Origin of the sequence: Oceanipulchritudo coccoides, assembly GCF_010500615.1 — a bacterium.
Lineage (GTDB): Bacteria > Verrucomicrobiota > Verrucomicrobiia > Opitutales > Oceanipulchritudinaceae > Oceanipulchritudo > Oceanipulchritudo coccoides.
In genome coordinates this window covers 885,510-900,550 of record NZ_JAAGNX010000002.1, presented here as the reverse complement: position 1 = coordinate 900,550, position 15,041 = coordinate 885,510, and the positions used below count along the sequence as shown (strand labels likewise).

At 53.8% G+C, this 15,041-nt stretch carries 17 protein-coding genes; 9 read left to right on the top strand and 8 right to left on the bottom strand.

Translation table 11 applies throughout. From position 1 onward, the window contains the following. The first annotated feature begins 8 nt into the window (after positions 1 to 8). A complete protein-coding gene (locus tag G0Q06_RS09570) occupies positions 9 to 1,565 on the top strand; it encodes an adenylosuccinate synthetase (protein WP_163965047.1) in 1,557 nt (518 codons plus the stop codon). Between the two features lie 8 nt (positions 1,566 to 1,573). Here the strand turns inward: G0Q06_RS09570 and G0Q06_RS09565 are convergent, their stop codons facing one another. The 4 genes from G0Q06_RS09565 to G0Q06_RS09550 are packed head-to-tail and all read right to left on the bottom strand — an operon-like array spanning position 1,574 to position 5,613. Continuing rightward, positions 1,574 to 1,891: a hypothetical protein gene (locus G0Q06_RS09565; RefSeq protein WP_163965044.1), complete on the bottom strand. Its 318-nt coding sequence runs from the start codon at positions 1,889 to 1,891 to the stop codon at positions 1,574 to 1,576. Next, a complete protein-coding gene (locus G0Q06_RS09560; RefSeq protein WP_163965041.1) occupies positions 1,888 to 3,852 on the bottom strand; it encodes a phospho-sugar mutase in 1,965 nt (654 codons plus the stop codon). Before G0Q06_RS09560 ends, G0Q06_RS09565 begins: the two co-directional genes overlap by 4 nt. Before the next feature lie 22 nt (positions 3,853 to 3,874). Further along, positions 3,875 to 5,305, bottom strand: a complete 1,431-nt coding sequence (locus G0Q06_RS09555) for a UTP--glucose-1-phosphate uridylyltransferase (protein ID WP_163965038.1) — start codon at positions 5,303 to 5,305, stop codon at positions 3,875 to 3,877. Positions 5,306 to 5,358: 53 nt separating this feature from the next. Beyond that, entirely contained in the window at positions 5,359 to 5,613 is a 255-nt protein-coding gene (locus G0Q06_RS09550; RefSeq protein ID WP_163965035.1) for an FtsB family cell division protein, read from the bottom strand. A gap of 129 nt (positions 5,614 to 5,742) precedes the next feature. On the opposite strand from G0Q06_RS09550, the gene G0Q06_RS09545 reads away from it, so the two are divergent. Genes G0Q06_RS09545 through G0Q06_RS09530 form a run of 4 tightly spaced genes read left to right on the top strand, consistent with a single transcriptional unit; the run spans position 5,743 to position 9,288 of the window. Further along, a complete protein-coding gene (locus tag G0Q06_RS09545; protein WP_163965032.1) occupies positions 5,743 to 6,552 on the top strand; it encodes an ExeA family protein in 810 nt (269 codons plus the stop codon). Then, positions 6,549 to 7,217 carry a hypothetical protein gene (locus G0Q06_RS09540; RefSeq protein ID WP_163965030.1) on the top strand — a complete coding sequence of 223 codons (669 nt, stop codon included), beginning with the start codon at positions 6,549 to 6,551 and terminating at the stop codon, positions 7,215 to 7,217. Before G0Q06_RS09545 ends, G0Q06_RS09540 begins: the two co-directional genes overlap by 4 nt. After that, positions 7,186 to 7,977, top strand: a complete 792-nt coding sequence (locus G0Q06_RS09535; RefSeq protein ID WP_163965027.1) for a hypothetical protein — start codon at positions 7,186 to 7,188, stop codon at positions 7,975 to 7,977. Before G0Q06_RS09540 ends, G0Q06_RS09535 begins: the two co-directional genes overlap by 32 nt. Before the next feature lie 27 nt (positions 7,978 to 8,004). Then, complete coding sequence (locus G0Q06_RS09530; protein ID WP_163965024.1) at positions 8,005 to 9,288, top strand: MgtC/SapB family protein; 1,284 nt, start codon at positions 8,005 to 8,007, stop codon at positions 9,286 to 9,288. 6 nt (positions 9,289 to 9,294) lie between these two features. Here G0Q06_RS09530 and G0Q06_RS09525 read toward each other — a convergent pair whose 3' ends face one another. Genes G0Q06_RS09525 through G0Q06_RS09510 form a run of 4 tightly spaced genes read right to left on the bottom strand, consistent with a single transcriptional unit; the run spans position 9,295 to position 11,936 of the window. Further along, complete coding sequence (locus G0Q06_RS09525; protein ID WP_163965023.1) at positions 9,295 to 10,533, bottom strand: anti-sigma factor; 1,239 nt, start codon at positions 10,531 to 10,533, stop codon at positions 9,295 to 9,297. Next, positions 10,526 to 11,113: an RNA polymerase sigma factor gene (locus G0Q06_RS09520; RefSeq protein ID WP_163965020.1), complete on the bottom strand. Its 588-nt coding sequence runs from the start codon at positions 11,111 to 11,113 to the stop codon at positions 10,526 to 10,528. The genes G0Q06_RS09525 and G0Q06_RS09520 overlap by 8 nt, the downstream gene beginning before the upstream one ends. Continuing rightward, entirely contained in the window at positions 11,110 to 11,517 is a 408-nt protein-coding gene (locus G0Q06_RS09515; protein ID WP_163965017.1) for a MauE/DoxX family redox-associated membrane protein, read from the bottom strand. Before G0Q06_RS09515 ends, G0Q06_RS09520 begins: the two co-directional genes overlap by 4 nt. Beyond that, positions 11,514 to 11,936 carry a rhodanese-like domain-containing protein gene (locus G0Q06_RS09510; protein WP_163965014.1) on the bottom strand — a complete coding sequence of 141 codons (423 nt, stop codon included), beginning with the start codon at positions 11,934 to 11,936 and terminating at the stop codon, positions 11,514 to 11,516. The genes G0Q06_RS09515 and G0Q06_RS09510 overlap by 4 nt, the downstream gene beginning before the upstream one ends. A gap of 178 nt (positions 11,937 to 12,114) precedes the next feature. On the opposite strand from G0Q06_RS09510, the gene G0Q06_RS09505 reads away from it, so the two are divergent. From G0Q06_RS09505 to G0Q06_RS09490, 4 genes are all read left to right on the top strand, one after another. Continuing rightward, positions 12,115 to 12,669: an RNA polymerase sigma factor gene (locus G0Q06_RS09505; protein ID WP_163965011.1), complete on the top strand. Its 555-nt coding sequence runs from the start codon at positions 12,115 to 12,117 to the stop codon at positions 12,667 to 12,669. A 13-nt stretch (positions 12,670 to 12,682) separates the two neighbouring features. After that, on the top strand, positions 12,683 to 13,171 hold the full coding sequence (locus G0Q06_RS09500) for a hypothetical protein (RefSeq protein ID WP_163965008.1): 489 nt from the start codon (positions 12,683 to 12,685) through the stop codon (positions 13,169 to 13,171). A gap of 5 nt (positions 13,172 to 13,176) precedes the next feature. Continuing rightward, positions 13,177 to 13,788, top strand: a complete 612-nt coding sequence (locus tag G0Q06_RS09495) for a hypothetical protein (RefSeq protein WP_163965005.1) — start codon at positions 13,177 to 13,179, stop codon at positions 13,786 to 13,788. Between the two features lie 319 nt (positions 13,789 to 14,107). Next, a complete protein-coding gene (locus tag G0Q06_RS09490; protein ID WP_163965001.1) occupies positions 14,108 to 14,995 on the top strand; it encodes an FKBP-type peptidyl-prolyl cis-trans isomerase in 888 nt (295 codons plus the stop codon). Positions 14,996 to 15,041: the final 46 nt, after the last annotated feature.

Below are 15,041 nucleotides of genomic sequence, written 5' to 3'. Positions count from 1 at the left end.
TTTTAGACATGGCACTGACACCTTTTGAGAGTCGCATTCTATTGGACACGGGCATCAGCATGGGGGATGAAGGCAAAGGCCGCCTCATTCCGGAGCTGATCCGGGAACTGGTCACGCAGACACGAACACCTGATCCGGTTGGGGTCGTTGTGAAGGTCAATGGAGGGGCCAACGCCGGCCACACCAGCGGCGGGCTTAAACTGAACCTTTTCCCTGCCGGAGTTGTTGAACGCAGCGTCGGCTGCCTTGCAGTGGGAAGCGGCGTGGTCGCTGATCCTCACAAGTTTATCTGGGAAAGCGCCTATATTGAACATAATGGCTATGATGTCCGCAGCCGCCTGTTGATAGATCAACGCACCATGGTGAGCGACCTTTCACACCGGCTCCTGGACCTCGGATGGGAATGGTACAGGGTCAATGTCCTGGGGCAGGAAAAGCGCGGCTCCACCGGCCGGGGCATTTCTCCCTCATATTCCGACGAGACAGCCCACTTTCCGGTTTACTACTACGAGTTCCTTCTGGACCGGGAAACATTTTCCGCCCGCATACGCGCCCGGATGGACCGTGCCCTTCGCACACTCCAACATGTCTGCCGGGTACCCGAGGAAGAATTGTCATTATTTTTCGATACACTGACTGCGGCTGAGACTCGGGCCAACCGCGGGCTCATCGATGCAGGCCTTTTCAAGGAATCAGACTTTGATTTCAGCCGCTTCCGTGGCGAAACACCCTACTCCGTGGACATGGAAGAACTGGTCGAGGCCTACTGGAGCGCAGGGCAGACCCTTCGCGAACAGATTGGAGACGTCCGCGAGAAGCTGCATGAGACACTTGCCGCTGGCAAATACATCATTGGTGAATTTGGACAGGCCTTCTGGCTGGACAAACGATTCGGGTTTCCGCCGAACGTGACAGCCTCCCACACGCTTCCCGCGGAATTCTTTCTGAGTTCGGGCATGCCGCTCCAGCCGGCGCACACACTGGGTGTGTGCAAGGCTTATGACACAAAGGTAGGAACGCATATCTTTCTATGCCAGTTCCCGGAAGATCATCCACTCGGAAAAAAACTTTCCAAGCTTGAGTATGGAACAACCACCGGCCGCCAGCGCATGGTCGGTTGGTATGACGCGGTTGAAAAAGGAGATGCCATCCGGTATGGCGGATGTACGGATATTAACATCAATAAGATCGACGCTCTCTCCTACGAAGGCGACTGGTTGCCCGGCGGGGAACTCCTCATCTGTACGGGTTATCGCAAACCGGACGGCAGCGTTATCAAGCATGTCCCACGGGACATGGAAACGCATCGCTCCCTGAAACCTGTTTACATACAGGTCCCCGGTTGGGAAGAGGACATATCAAAGGTACGAACCTTCGACAACCTGCCCTTGAACGCCAAAAGATACGTCGCCGCAATGGTGAAAGCGACTTTGGAAGTTGCCATTGGTGATCTCGAGAAAACCCAGGCGGACCTTCCAAACCTCCGCTATCTCGGTGTTGGTCCGGATCCAGACCAGATTATCCGTGACATCCCGGCAACCCGCGACCTGATCAAGCTGGCTTGAACGCTGGACTAGTCGATTTTCACGTTTAAGGGAACCAGGGTCACGGTGCTTTCATCGGTCCGCTCATAGCGAAATAGCTGAGTCCGCTGCACATCGACGAGTGAGCACAATTGCGGCAGACATTCGCTCGAAACATCATGCAGGACGAGAAAAGGGTCCTCCTTGAAGAGAAGCAGGCGGGAAGACAGGGACTTGATTCCGAACTGCCCTTCCAGATACAGGGCAAGCTGCTCTCCGAGAGATTCCGGCAACGGCTGACTGAGATCCACTTTTGATTTGTCGACCAGGGCGAACAAGGGAATTGCGAATTGATCTGTTTTGCTCATTCGCCTGCCCTGCCGCGCGCGTCCGCTTCAATCGCCTGCTTGATCTTTTCAATTGTCCGGGCTGCCGCCGCCTTGGCAGGGGCGAGGTCACCGGGCTGGGTGACTTCCTCGTGTGCGAAGATGTAGAACTTGATCTTGGGTTCCGTTCCGCTTCCGCGACCCGCAAAACTGTAGCCGTTGTCCAGTTCGATAAAGTAGAAGTCCTGCTTGGGAATTTCTTTTCCGTCAGCGTCGTGCAAGGTCTGTGTCCCGAAATCCTTCCATCCAGTCACGCGAAAGCCGGCAATCTCCGAGGGCGGATTGCTCCGGTATGACTTCAGGATATTCGAGATGCGGGAAGCACCGCTGGCTCCCTCGTAGTAAATGTTAATTACATCTTCAAGATAGTATCCATATCTCAAATACACCTCATCAAGATAATCAAGGATGGTCTTCCCCTCCGCCTGCAGGGTGGCTGCCATCTCCGCGAACATCAGCACCGCGGCGTTGGCATCCTTGTCGCGTACAAGGTCGGAGGCCATGTACCCATAGCTTTCCTCGCCACCGAACACGTAGAATGTGCTATGCTCCAGCAGCAGCCTGCGGCGCTCCTCAAGCGGTGCATTGTCGTAGTCAAAGACCCTTCCCTCGGCGGCCAGAACTTTCTCCTTCAAGGCTTCCTCGTAATGCAGGAGCTTCTCCCCGATCCATTTGAAACCAGTAAGCGTGTCGATTACCTTGAGCCCGTTTTTGGCAGCAATAGCAGACTGTAACGGCGTGGTGACAAAAGTCTTGATCAGGGCAGCGCGTTGCGTGCCAGCCTCTGGAATTATTCCCATGGCCTTCATCTTCTCAATCCGGAAGGCTGCCATGAGCGACCCGATCATATTTCCGCTCAAGAGTTCCAGTTCCCCATCAGCGTTTCGCACCGCGACGCCCATGCGATCAGCATCCGGATCCGTAGCCATAACGATATCGGCTCCAGTTTCCCTTGCCTGCTCAATAGCCATGTTAAGGGCCTCAGCGTTTTCCGGATTGGGGGATTTGACCGTAGGGAATCGCCCGTCCTGCACCATTTGCTCAGCCACCGTATCCACCTTCAGGCCGACTGATTCGAGTGCGACCGGTGCGGAAATACCGCCCGTCCCGTGAATCGGACTGAAGACAATTTTCGGCGAGGCCTGCTTGAAAACAGTCGGGTCGAGCAGACTCTCCTTCAGAACCTTCATATAGGCGGCGTCCTCAACCTCACCCATCACCTCAACGGTAGAGATGTCCACTTCAAGGAATGCCGGAGTCTCGTCCATCTTGACCTGATAAACCTCGTTGATAATTCCTTCCGCATGCGGGAAGACGACTTGTGCCCCGTCCTCAAAATAGACCTTGTATCCATTATCATGTGATGGATTGTGACTCGCCGTAATGACAATCCCGGCAGTGGCTTTTTTGTTACGGACCGTGAAGCTGAGCTGTGGCGTCGATCGCGGGCCGTCAAAGATCAATGCCTCACCGCCTAGGCGCGTCCATGTGGAGGCAGTCAACTCGCAGAAATAACGGGAAAAGTGGCGTACATCGTGGGCGATGACCAAGCGTGGCGGTGCTGCCTCGTTTCTCTCCTTCAGGACCCGATCACAATAACGGTATAAACCGACTGTTGCCCGGATGATATTAAAGTCATTCAACACGGCGGTCCCGACAGCAGGATGGCTGGGAGTGCCCATTTCATTTGGCGTGCCACGCTCGCTCCCAGTCACGTAATTGCCGATCGTACGGTTGCGCATCCCTCCTGTCCCGAAGGCGAGGAATTGGTAAAACCGGTCGTTCAATTCGTCCCATTGCTCTTCCTTTACCAGTTCCTCAATACTATCGAGGGCCCAATCCGGAAGAAAGTCGCCGGTCGTCCAATCAAGAAGGTTCTTAACGCTTGTCTCGAGCAACTTGCCTTCGGCGCCAGCCGCTTTGATCATTTCCACGGTATTCATAGTTCGGTTCTTTCGAGTTGGATTAAGCCAGCACGGTACCGGCGACAATTTCAGGTTTATCCGCGATAGCGGACCACTTTTCCAAAAATGCTTGTTCCGAATCAGCAAAGAGTGGACTGATTTCAAAGACAATTTCCGGCAGTCCGCTTGAGTCTGCCGGCAAAACGATGCCTGCGGCCTTGAGCCAGCGCGTCCATTGGCGCAGTTGGTCATCCCGGCAAGACTCCGCGGAATCAATCCCACTGGCATTCTTCACTGGACTGAAATCATCCTCACGAAGCGTTTCAATAATCACCGGATTACTGGCGAACGGCAAAGCATCAAAGACAAACATTTCAAACTTCACCCCGTTCGGCTTGTCCGGAGCAATGACATTTCCATCGGCATCAACCGTCTGGATTTTCTTGTCCGCACGATGAAAGGGAAGCCCTACCCCGGCTTTTCCTCCACCGATTCTTTCGACAAACCCCACATCCAAGATATGAATTGCAATACTTCCCGACAGAAAGCGCAGCTGACCGGAACTGTCCCGCTCTTCCTGCATTGCCTCAGGCATGTCTGAATATTCGACGACCAGGGTCCTACCGTTCTGGACACAGAAGTGGCCCACTTTTTCCCCGGGATATGCCTTTGGAATCATCTTGCTCGACATCTCAGAGCCATGATCCATGTGAAACCCGATAAAGGCCGGATCGATGACCTGCACAAGCGGATTGTCCACCTGAAAGTAACTGATGGCCTCAATCCCTCGCTCCTTCATGTCCGCAATGGCCCCACTCCGGACCAAAGCCCGCAGCGACCCGCCGTGCCCGTCAGGGCTCATGGCGACGGTATCCTTCCCGGACAGGAGGATCTTGCCTTCAAAATCGACTGCTGGCATCCGGCCCTGGGAGAAAAATTTGACTTGGTCACGCTCAAGACCAAAAAAGCCGGCCTCCTCAAATGCCTGCACGGTCGCTTCATGGTTAATTGAGCTCGTCATGATGTACCATGGAATAGCGACTCCATAACGGTTACCAGCCGCGAGAAGCTTCTCAGCGAACACCTGGAAAAGCGGCCTCTTTCGGATTGGTGTCACGGGGAAGGTTCCTTTGGGCCCATCGTATCCCAGACGGGTTCCCTGCCCTCCCGCGACAGTGAAAGCCGCTACCTTTCCAGCTCGCAAGGCCGCTTCACCGCTGGCTCTTGCCCTGTCCCATTCAGCCTTGTCCCCACCGTGCACAGGATGCGAAATATACGGTGCCGGCTCCAGCCCTTCGAAGGAAATGGCCTCGGTGCCATGGTTGCGGACCAGAGTATCCACCAAAGACTCAATCTCATCCAGATCGATCAATTGCGTATCCGCGCAGAGCTTTTCCTGCCCGACTGAATCCAATGATGCCGCATGGGCAAAGACCTGGCCCTGTCCACGCTCCTCGAATCGCTTCCTCTCTGATTGGTACAATTGCGTCATAAGCCGGACATCTTGCGAAGAGCTTCGACGATGAAAAGAAATTTCCCAACCAATCAGGGATTTTCGAATCGAAAGACAATTTCCCCGGGGGCGATGTACCCCATGCGCTCACGGATGACGCGCTCGACAAAGTCAGGCTCGCTGAGGAATGCCCGTAGGTAAGCCTCCTTGGCTTCTCGCTCCTCACGCAGGGCTGTCAGGCGCAATTCCGCCTCAGCACGCCGCTGTTCGAAATTTGCATACTCTCGCCGGGTCTGGGACCAGACGAGAAAAAGGGCGGTCGTCACTCCAGACAAAATAACAATCAAAAGTATAAGAAGAATTCTTGAGGCCCAGCGTAGCATACTGCAGAATGACAATTAAAGTATCGCTTAAATTAGCGTCCAATGAAAACGTAAGCATAACTGTGATGTCTCAAAGCAAATCTGTAAAGGATCATGTATAAGGAGTTCTACGGCCTGAAGGAAATGCCCTTCAATATTACGCCCGATCCCCATTTCCTGTTCTTTTCGCCAAGACATCAGGAGGCCATCCAGCATCTCCGATACGGGATCAACGAAAAGAAGGGATTTATCGTCCTGACCGGCGAGGTAGGATGTGGAAAGACGACACTGTGCCGCTACCTGCTCAATGAGATTGAAAACCGGCCCATTGAAACGGCATTGATCCTGAATCCACGTGTCTCGGAAACGCAGCTTTTGCAGGCGATCCTGAGGGAATTGGGAGTGGAAAAAGTGAAGCAATCCCGGCAGGAATGCCTCGAGCAGCTCAATGCACTCCTTCTCAAGTTGATTGATCAAGGCAAGGACATCGTCGTTATAATTGATGAGTCCCAGAACATGACCTTTCAGGCCCTGGAGCACATCCGGCTCCTTTCCAATCTTGAGACAAATACCCAGAAACTGCTGCAAATCATCCTCATCGGGCAACCCGAGCTAAAGGAAAAACTTCAGCACAAGAGCCTGCGCCAACTTCGCCAGCGCATCCTCGTCCACTACGACCTGCAGCCCCTTGCGCGGGATGAGATGGAACAATATATCCGCTACAGGCTCATTATTGCCGGCGCAAATGGACGACCTGAATTTACCAAGGCGGCGATGGGAAAACTTTTCAAACACTCGAAGGGCATCCCCAGAATAATCAACAATCTCTGCGATAAATCCCTTCTTTCTGCCTTTGTCAGGTCCAAGGACATGGTGACTTGGTGGGATGTGCGTCGCGCGGTCAAAGATATTAAAAAGCTATGAGTCTGATTAATGAAGCATTGAAAAAGGCACAGGGTGAGCGCCCCACGGAAGGAGCGTCAAATCCCCCAGGGACAACTCCCTCCGAGAATCCGGGGCATTATGTTCCTCCGCCGCAGAAGGACCGAAAGAGCTTTATCTGGGGCTTCATCCTAGCCGTTTTCGTGGTTGGCACGTTCACCATCCTTCTGAGCACCTATTTTGTCTGGCAAATCCTGGGCCCGACAGAAGAGAAGCCCGAAAATGTCACTCCGCAGGTGGCAGAATCTGCAGAACCCGAGGCAGCACTGCCCGACCCAAAGGAACTGGCCCAAGCAGGATCCCCATCAGAAGAGGCTACGCCCGCTGAAGCAATAGCACCCGCCGAGGCAATTGCGCCTGCCAAAGTGGCCCAAACGGAACCAGAGCCAATTGAAGAACCCGAGCCCCAGCAGCCGCCAAGACCACCCGACCCGGCGGTCATTGCACGCCTGATGGAACTCGAAATCAGGGGAATCATGTCCGGAGGGACACGTGTCCTCATTTACGACCAATCAGCGCAGCGGAACAAAACCTACCGTGCCGGGGATTCCCTTGAGGGGCCGATGGGACTTGTGGTTGAAAATATCTCAAATTCCTCCATAAAATTTAAAGATTATGCCGGACAAATCCATACCAAGTCCTTCTGACCACGAAAATTCCGATTCTGACTCTTCCAAAGGCACTCCCATTGATGAGAGCCAAGCGAGGAAGCTTAAACTGAAGCGGGTTGTCATTGAGGATACCGAGATTAAGCCCAGTGAGGACAAAGATTGGGCACCGGCACCGGAAGCACAACCGTATCAGGAGCCGGAAGAAGAGCCCGTGCCAGTTGAGCCCATTCCACTGACTCCCGAGCAAATCGGGGAAATGCCCCCTGAAGATTTCGGCGATGAGTCGGACGACTTTGATGACGAGGAGGAGGAGGATGAGGAAGATGAGGAGGAAAAACGCCGCCTTTCACCAGCTGCCCGCTTAGCTATTATCATCGTCCCCGCTGCAATTATCTGTGCCGCCATGATCTTCCTGTTGAGGACCTACGATCCCTTTGGTGATGACCTGAATCGTATTGCCCCACGAGATATTCCTGTGAACCTTCTGGCAAAGGGTGCAGGAACGGATACCGAAGCTGCTAAAACCGAAACCAGCCTTGAAGGGACAAGCCTCGAAGCATCCCGAACAAGCCTGCAGCAATTCCTGAGCGCCCTTCAGGAACAACCCCTTACCGCTTCAACAAACCCAAGGGGAGTTTTTATTGATTCCGTCTTCATTCCCGAGGGATCCGCCCTGAATAAACAGATCGGCGTGCTCTTCTCCGATTTGTTGATAGAAGACGGCAAAGCCTTGGTGGTCATAACCTCCCCTGACGGGACGAAGCTGACCTTGCCAGCTGCGATCAATTCAAGATAAGATTAATCCCTTGGCGGATTACAGTCTATGGAAGTTGAGCAATTTAGTCTGACTTTTCTGCACTCGCTTGTTGTCGGGGTGAGCGTTGGCGCATTAATCGGCCTGATCAGGCAATGGTCAGATACGCACATTGAGGAACCCGTTGAATCAAGTGCGGGCCTTCGGACTTTTTCCCTGTGGTCACTAGTCGGATTTCTTTCCGCCTACGTACATGATGTGCACGCCCCATTTTTCTTTCCGGTTTCCTTCGCCACTTTCGGGATATTCCTCATCGCTGCAAACACCCTGGACAAGGGCTCTCATCGCGGGCTTGGACTGACCAGTTACAGCGCGGCAATCCTCACTTTCCTCGTCGGGGCCCTTATTTTCTGGCAGCAATTGCAGGCTGCCATGGCGATTGCTGTGACTATTGGCATTCTTCTCGCGTCAAAACCCTTTGTTCATCGGTGGACGAGCAACCTCACCAATGAAGATATCCTCAGCCTCCTCCAATTCCTTGCCGTCACTGGGCTGATCCTGCCACTTGTTCCCAATCAGGGCTTTGGCCCGCTGGACGCCTTTAATCCATATAAAATCTGGCTCATGGTGGTCTTGATCAGCGGGCTTGGCTTTGTCGGGTATGTTGCCGTCCGCCTGCTGGGCACCCGGGCAGGTATTACAGTAACCGGACTTGCCGGAGGGCTGGCCTCGTCAACCGCCACCACCCTTGCGCTGACCCGGAACAGCCGCGACACCCCGGAAATTGCGCACACCCTCGCCTTCGGTATCATCATTGCCAACACCGTCATGATCGGGCGCGTCGCCCTGATTATCCTTGCCCTGAACCAGCAGCTTTTCTGGGAAATTTTGACGCCGATGACCATCATGGCATTGCCAACCACGGCTTTGCTTCTCTGGCGGACCCTTCCCTCGAGGAAGCGGCAGGAGGAAGTGGATTTGCCTGAATTGAGCAATCCGCTTTCCATGAAGCTCGCAATCAAGTTCGCGTTATTGTACGGTCTCATTGTATTCCTCATCAAAGCCGTCAGCGGCTGGGGTGAAGGTTCCGGTTTTTACCCTGTGGCTTTCATTTCCGGTCTGACGGACATGGATGCCATTGCCCTGACTTTGACCAATGAGCAATCGGAGGGCGCACTGACGCTGGTGCGTGCGGCGAAGGGTATTCTTATCGGGGCGATCGCCAATACCATTTTCAAAACGGGCTTTGCCCTTTGGCTGGGCGATAAAAAGCTTCGAAAACCGCTACTGACCGGCATGATCCCGATGATCCTTGCCGGACTGATCGGCTTGGCCTCAATCGGGCTGTTCTAGGCCCCCTCAGGGACCCCGCAAGATAACCGTATTCCCAGGCTCTGATCCGGCCGCCCCTGCTTCCTCAGAAGTAATGAGGATTTCCGTCGGGGTAAAATTCGGCTCGTCAACTGAATAGAAGATGGAGCCTGTTCCGTTATCCAGCTGTGGAACCACACCAACCGGGACATAGGGATCCAGTTCACTCGAACGCACCCACAAGTAAGCCTCTTGTCCTTCATCCAATTCGGGTAAGTTGTATAAATCGAGGAAGCCTTTCTGCTCGTCATCTCTCCAAACGGTAAATCCTGTGGGTTCCTCGTTCAGCACAGCAGCCTGGGGTGCTTCAGGACCCATCGCAGTGTCGGGAAGCGCCGGACTGTCCGCCATTACTGTGGGGGTCCCCCTGGCAATCGGGGTTAGCCCGGGTTGAGTGGGATCCGCGGTGGCGGAGAGGATACCTGCCCCTTCGACGACTGGCCCCACAAATTCCTCGGTCCCGACACCGGCAATGTTACCTTCCCCTGTCAGGAAACGGCCCGCCAGATCAGCAAACCCACGCCTTGGAAGATCATTTGCAAAGGCTTCACTATCCACCATTTCAATCACCGTGAACCGCCCAAGCCCGTCATTTGGCTCAAAAAATGGCAGAATTCGCGCTGCCAGACGGGCGTATTCCTGCTGCCATTCCGCATTGTAGCGACTGACCTCAGACTCCCTCTCTCCCGCTTTCTCCAGTTCACTCAGGTACAAGTCGGCGTTCTCCTCGCTGGAGGCCAGATCCTGTTCAAGCCGGGCAATCCGTGCTTCAAGAATCGTGCGCTCCTCTTCTGATAATCCCAACTCACCGGAGATCTCGCCTGCTGGATCCGTGTAGTCACGCTCACCGCCAGCGACAAGATCATCAGGACGAATCGCGGCCTGATCCCTGACAAGGAACAAAAGAAGCAAATTCATTCCAAGGAGAATCAACGCGGCCACGGCCCAGATATAGGTCCAGGGAACTGGAGCGGGGTCGCTTTTGGTGGAAGATACAACGGTGTCGTCCTTCACGGAAATCTTGCGGACAACCTTTTCGAGGAGATCAGGCCGGACAGGTGTCCTGACTTTCATTAAAGGGTCATAAAGTGCTGCGGACAATTCATTCACCAACTGCTGGAGCTCAGCGGATTCCTTAAGCTCCTTTTCAAACAGGACCCGGTCCTCTCCCTCAAGCAGGTCGAGCACGTAGAGTGAAGCCCTTTCCTCTGTTTGCTGGTTAATCATTCTCTCCCAAGTAGTCTTTTCTCAGCTGCAAAAGGCCCCGACGCAAATCGGATTTAACCGTTCCCAATGGTTTGCCCAGAATTTGGGCAATTTCACTATGTGTATGCCCCTGCAGGAAAGCCATCCGGAGAACCTGTCCCTGGCCCTCGGGTAACCTCTCAAGATGCTCCGCAATGAGGCGAAGCTCCATTTGCTGATGTGGATGGTTTTCATTCGCTGCAAAGATTTTGTCAGCATCCCGCTCGGGTTGTTCCCTCTCAAGATCGACAATTCCCGGACGTCTCTGTTTTTTGCGAAGCCAGTCGATTGCCATGCGCCTGGCAATTGTCGCCAACCACGGAAAGGGCGCTCCCAGATCTGAGTCATAACGTCCCGCATCCCGGTAAGCCCGGACAAACACATCCTGAAGGATTTCCTCAGCTCCACCCGAGTCGCCCATGACCGAATGGATCAAAGACAGTAAAGGTCGATGATACAGCGTATAAAGGGCCTTCAAACATTCCACATCACGATTAGCCATTCCTCCCAGATAGTCGGAAGCTGCCTCATCTTCAGGACTGAAACCACCCGGGGTTTTCATGTTGTCGAAGGCCTTCTCAGCATGACCAGTAATATTGCCCCAAGAAGGAAAAAATTACGAATGAACGAAAACAACACCCCGGACTCGACCTCCGTGCCAAAGCAGCCACACGAGATATCCAGCCCGCGAAGCAAGGCACTTAGCAGGGCAATTTGAAAAACCCCCATCATGCCAATCAGGAGGGCAAGGGAAGGGAGTCGCCAATTCCTGCTCCAGAGGGTGGCAGCCAACATGCATTCCAACCAGGGAAGCCAAAGGGCTATCGCCCAGGACAGCGTTCCACCGACGAGTTGGTACCGCTCGATGGCCATTGAAAAGGCCGCCGGATCAAGCAGCTTCGAGATGCCCGAAAAGAAGAAAAACAGGCTGATGAAGCCCTGCACCACCCAGATCAAGCGGCTCATTCCAGCACGCCTTTCTCGCTTTCAAGCGCTTCCCACCCGCCTCTTAGCCAATAGGCGGGCTCCAGACCCAGCTCGGAACGTATCCGGTAAGCCAGCTCCCGGCTGGCAGAGCAGCTGCTGCCATCACAATAAACAATAATGCTCTCCCCGGGATCCCAGGCTTCCAGCAGAAGGCCTACCCCCTCCATCCAGTTATCCATGTTGATATTGTAGGCCCCCGGATAATGCCCAATTGCAAATGCCTCAGGCGAGCGGGCGTCGACCCATAAGGCAGACCCCAACCCAATCGCTTCATCAACTTCCAGTCCGTGCTTTGCCAGGGCATGGGAAGACCCGCTGCTCCCCACAATCAACCCATGCACACCAGCTAGCAGGCCAGCGCCCAGAAGCAATAGACTGACTTGAATAACAAACTTCACTGGACAAGAGTAGGAATAATTAACCATCGCAAGTTAGGCATCCGACAATCGGGCGTCAAATCCCGAGGGAGACTTATCGCAAATCCGAACAAGGGATTTGCCCGACATTACCTTTTCCCTTGAAACATTCACTGATCGATAGCGTTCTTATTGGGTATGACCTTCCCCGATACCCTTAATGGCGGCTAATCCTCCAAAGGACGACCCGAGCGTGGAGTTGATGCTAAGACTCCGGGATGGGAACGAGGCAGCTTTCGATCAGATTGTCGAACGCTGGCAATCCTCGTTGATCAACTTCTTCTACCGCTCGCTCAAATCCTACGAGCAATCGGAAGACCTGACCCAGATGGTCTTTGTCCGCGTCTACCGGGCTGCCCCGAAATATGAACCGCGGGCCAAATTCAGTACCTACCTTTTCCAAATTGCGAGGCGGCTCCTCATCAACGAATACCGTCGAAGCCAGGCCAAGCCCCTTGAATCATGGGATCCCGCAGACCTGCACGCAATCTCCAGCGACAGGGAGGATCGGCGCTATTCCGAGCTCGAGGAAGCCTTTGAGCAGGTCCTGCACAAGCTTCCGGAAAAGCAGCGGACGGCGATTCTCCTTCTGAAGCAACAGGAGCTCAGCTATCAGGAAATTGCCAATGTCATGGAAGCCAATGAGAGCGCCGTGAAGACCTGGATTTTCAGGGCACGACAATTTTTGAAACAAGAGCTTAAAGATCTGGTTTAACCAAGTAGATTCAATGAAACAAGCACCCGAAGATCATTCACAGCATTTGCAGGCCTTTGAGCAGTGGCTCTCGGAAAGCCGAATCCAAGCCAGGCCCGGCATGCTGAGCCGTATCCGTAACAGAATTGCGGCGCAGGATACGGAGTTTGAGCAAAGGATCGACTCATTGTTTGCCCAGGATCCAACACTCGGGGATCCACAGATGGTGGCAAAGGTCCGGGCACGAATCGAACCAAAGCAGGATCAGGAAAAGATCATCTGGTTCCAGTGGCTCACCCCTGTGGCTGCGGCATTAGTCCTCGGGATCGCCTTCTTCAGCTTTCAGAACAAGGCCCCGCAAGCGCCAATGCCTCAAGAGGCACAAGTCGTCATTTCGAGCCCTGCAGCGCTTTCCGACGACCCGGAAATTACCCGGATCTTCGCCTTGGCGGCCAATTTGCAAGGCGCCTCGGACATGTCTCGCTTGCAGTCGGTCGATGATCTGGCTTTCCTTTTTGAGTAATACTCATGGGGTGCCCTTTCCTTAAAATTCCTTCCTTGATTCTCTCTGCTGCCCTCTTGGGATCGGGCCTCGCCTCGATCGCTCAAGAGAAACCCGCCCCCCTGCAAGCTCCACCACCCCTTCCACCGGAAATACTCAACAATCCGCCCCCGCAGCCCCCACCCAACCTGCCGGATCCGTCTGAGTTGATCGCACAGCTCAAACAGCTGGAGGAACTGCTGTCCCTCAGCCCGGAGAAGTTGCAGAAGCTCCGGCAGACCGTCGAATTTATCGAGAAAATGTCTGAAGCGGAGCGGGAAGCCATGCGAATCAGAATTTCACAGGTGACGCAAATGACGGATGAGCTGCGTCAGGAAATTGAGACTTTGTGCCGACTCGTTCCCGGGATCCACAAACCGGATGTTTCCCAGTTCTGGCTCGCCGAAAGGAAAGTGGATCGAGACCGGAAACGAAGCGCCTTGGCTGATTTGTCCGCCCCTGATCAATCCAAGCTCCTTAGAGAATGGATCACCGATTTTGTCGAGAAACGCGAAGAAGTCTTCAAGGAGATGAAAGAGGCTCTGGAGGCGAAAAAGGCTGGGCTCGGTAAGCGTTCGGGCCAACCCGCGACTCCCTGAATTACAATGGGTTAAGTTTTTTTACAAATCTTGTGATCTTGTAAAAAAAGTATTAAAAACAAGTGCTTTCCCCTTGCTCGAAATGCTAAATTTTGGGCATTCTATGCACAGAAATTTTGGCAAGCGATAGGCCAATGGGTCCGAAAGGATCCTGAGTTAAGACAGCGACAGAGATAGGGCATGATTTAACAGCATCACGCCCAAAAGCCACCTCCCATTGGGGGGTGGCTTTTCTTTAATCTGCATCGATTTTGAATCAGGAATTGACCCCGCGAAAAGGAGCGATATCTCTTTTTCTTCTATGATGAAAAAATCGTATATGCGACCCACTTCGCTCCTGGCGATTTCGGTAGTCTCCCTAGTCGCATGGACTCCTGTTTCTGCTGAGGAAGCAGTTGCCCCAGCTCCGGCACCGGCACCTGTTGACACCTCTGCAGCATTCAAGTCCATGGGATACGCAATGGCCTCCCAACTCCGACTGAACATCGGGTTCTCGGACGAAGAAATGGAACAGATCTTCGATGGGATGCGCCTCGCCGCCAATGGAGAGACTGAACCGGAAGGCTTTAAGGAAGCGATTGCCCAAGCCCAGCAAATCTACATGGCCAAAATGCAGGAGTTCCAGCAAGCGGAACAAGAGCGCGCCAAGTTGGTTGCTGAGGAAAACAAAGCTGAGGCAGCTGCCTTTTTTGCTTCCCTGGATGAAAAGGAAGGCATACTGAAGACCGAAAGCGGCTTGTATTATGAGCTGATTGAGGCAGGTGAAGGTGAAGCCCCGAAGGAAACCGATCGCGTCAAAGTCAACTACCGCGGTGTCCTCATCGATGGTCGTGAATTTGATGCAAATGAAAATGCGGAATTCATGGTGAATCGTGTCGTTCCTGGTTTCTCGGAAGGTCTCCAACTCCTCAAGAAGGGTGGAAAGATTAAGCTCTATATTCCTTCCGAGCTTGGTTATGGCGATCGCCCGTCACAGCCTGGCCGTCTTATCGAGCCTGGTGATGCCCTCATTTTTGACGTGGAGCTGCTTGAGATCATGGAAGCCCCGACTCCGCCGAAAGGCCTCGGGTCCCCTCCCCCGCTTCCCCCCAATATGAAACCGCCGAGCGGACCTCCTCCAGGCCCTCCGCCGGGACCTCCGCCAGGCCCACCGCCAAGCAATGTTCCTCCGACGAGTCCCCCAAAGGAAATTCCAACGAAGGACTAATCCCCTCACAGGGCAGACTAATTTAACATCAGCGACACTTGAGAAA

Excerpts from the sequence above, each read along its gene's own strand:
- G0Q06_RS09525 (WP_163965023.1), bottom strand. The coding sequence starts at position 10,533 with ATGATTAACCAGCAAACAGAGGAAAGGGCTTCACTCTACGTGCTCGAC.
- G0Q06_RS09570 (WP_163965047.1), top strand. The coding sequence starts at position 9 with ATGGCACTGACACCTTTTGAGAGTCGCATTCTATTGGACACGGGCATC.
- G0Q06_RS09535 (WP_163965027.1), top strand. The coding sequence starts at position 7,186 with ATGCCGGACAAATCCATACCAAGTCCTTCTGACCACGAAAATTCCGAT.
- G0Q06_RS09515 (WP_163965017.1), bottom strand. The coding sequence starts at position 11,517 with ATGAGCCGCTTGATCTGGGTGGTGCAGGGCTTCATCAGCCTGTTTTTC.
- G0Q06_RS09560 (WP_163965041.1), bottom strand. The coding sequence starts at position 3,852 with ATGAATACCGTGGAAATGATCAAAGCGGCTGGCGCCGAAGGCAAGTTG.
- G0Q06_RS09495 (WP_163965005.1), top strand. The coding sequence starts at position 13,177 with ATGGGGTGCCCTTTCCTTAAAATTCCTTCCTTGATTCTCTCTGCTGCC.
- G0Q06_RS09555 (WP_163965038.1), bottom strand. The coding sequence starts at position 5,305 with ATGACGCAATTGTACCAATCAGAGAGGAAGCGATTCGAGGAGCGTGGA.
- G0Q06_RS09520 (WP_163965020.1), bottom strand. The coding sequence starts at position 11,113 with ATGAAAACCCCGGGTGGTTTCAGTCCTGAAGATGAGGCAGCTTCCGAC.
- G0Q06_RS09490 (WP_163965001.1), top strand. The coding sequence starts at position 14,108 with ATGCGACCCACTTCGCTCCTGGCGATTTCGGTAGTCTCCCTAGTCGCA.
- G0Q06_RS09565 (WP_163965044.1), bottom strand. The coding sequence starts at position 1,891 with ATGAGCAAAACAGATCAATTCGCAATTCCCTTGTTCGCCCTGGTCGAC.
- G0Q06_RS09500 (WP_163965008.1), top strand. The coding sequence starts at position 12,683 with ATGAAACAAGCACCCGAAGATCATTCACAGCATTTGCAGGCCTTTGAG.
- G0Q06_RS09540 (WP_163965030.1), top strand. The coding sequence starts at position 6,549 with ATGAGTCTGATTAATGAAGCATTGAAAAAGGCACAGGGTGAGCGCCCC.
- G0Q06_RS09545 (WP_163965032.1), top strand. The coding sequence starts at position 5,743 with ATGTATAAGGAGTTCTACGGCCTGAAGGAAATGCCCTTCAATATTACG.
- G0Q06_RS09505 (WP_163965011.1), top strand. The coding sequence starts at position 12,115 with ATGGCGGCTAATCCTCCAAAGGACGACCCGAGCGTGGAGTTGATGCTA.
- G0Q06_RS09530 (WP_163965024.1), top strand. The coding sequence starts at position 8,005 with ATGGAAGTTGAGCAATTTAGTCTGACTTTTCTGCACTCGCTTGTTGTC.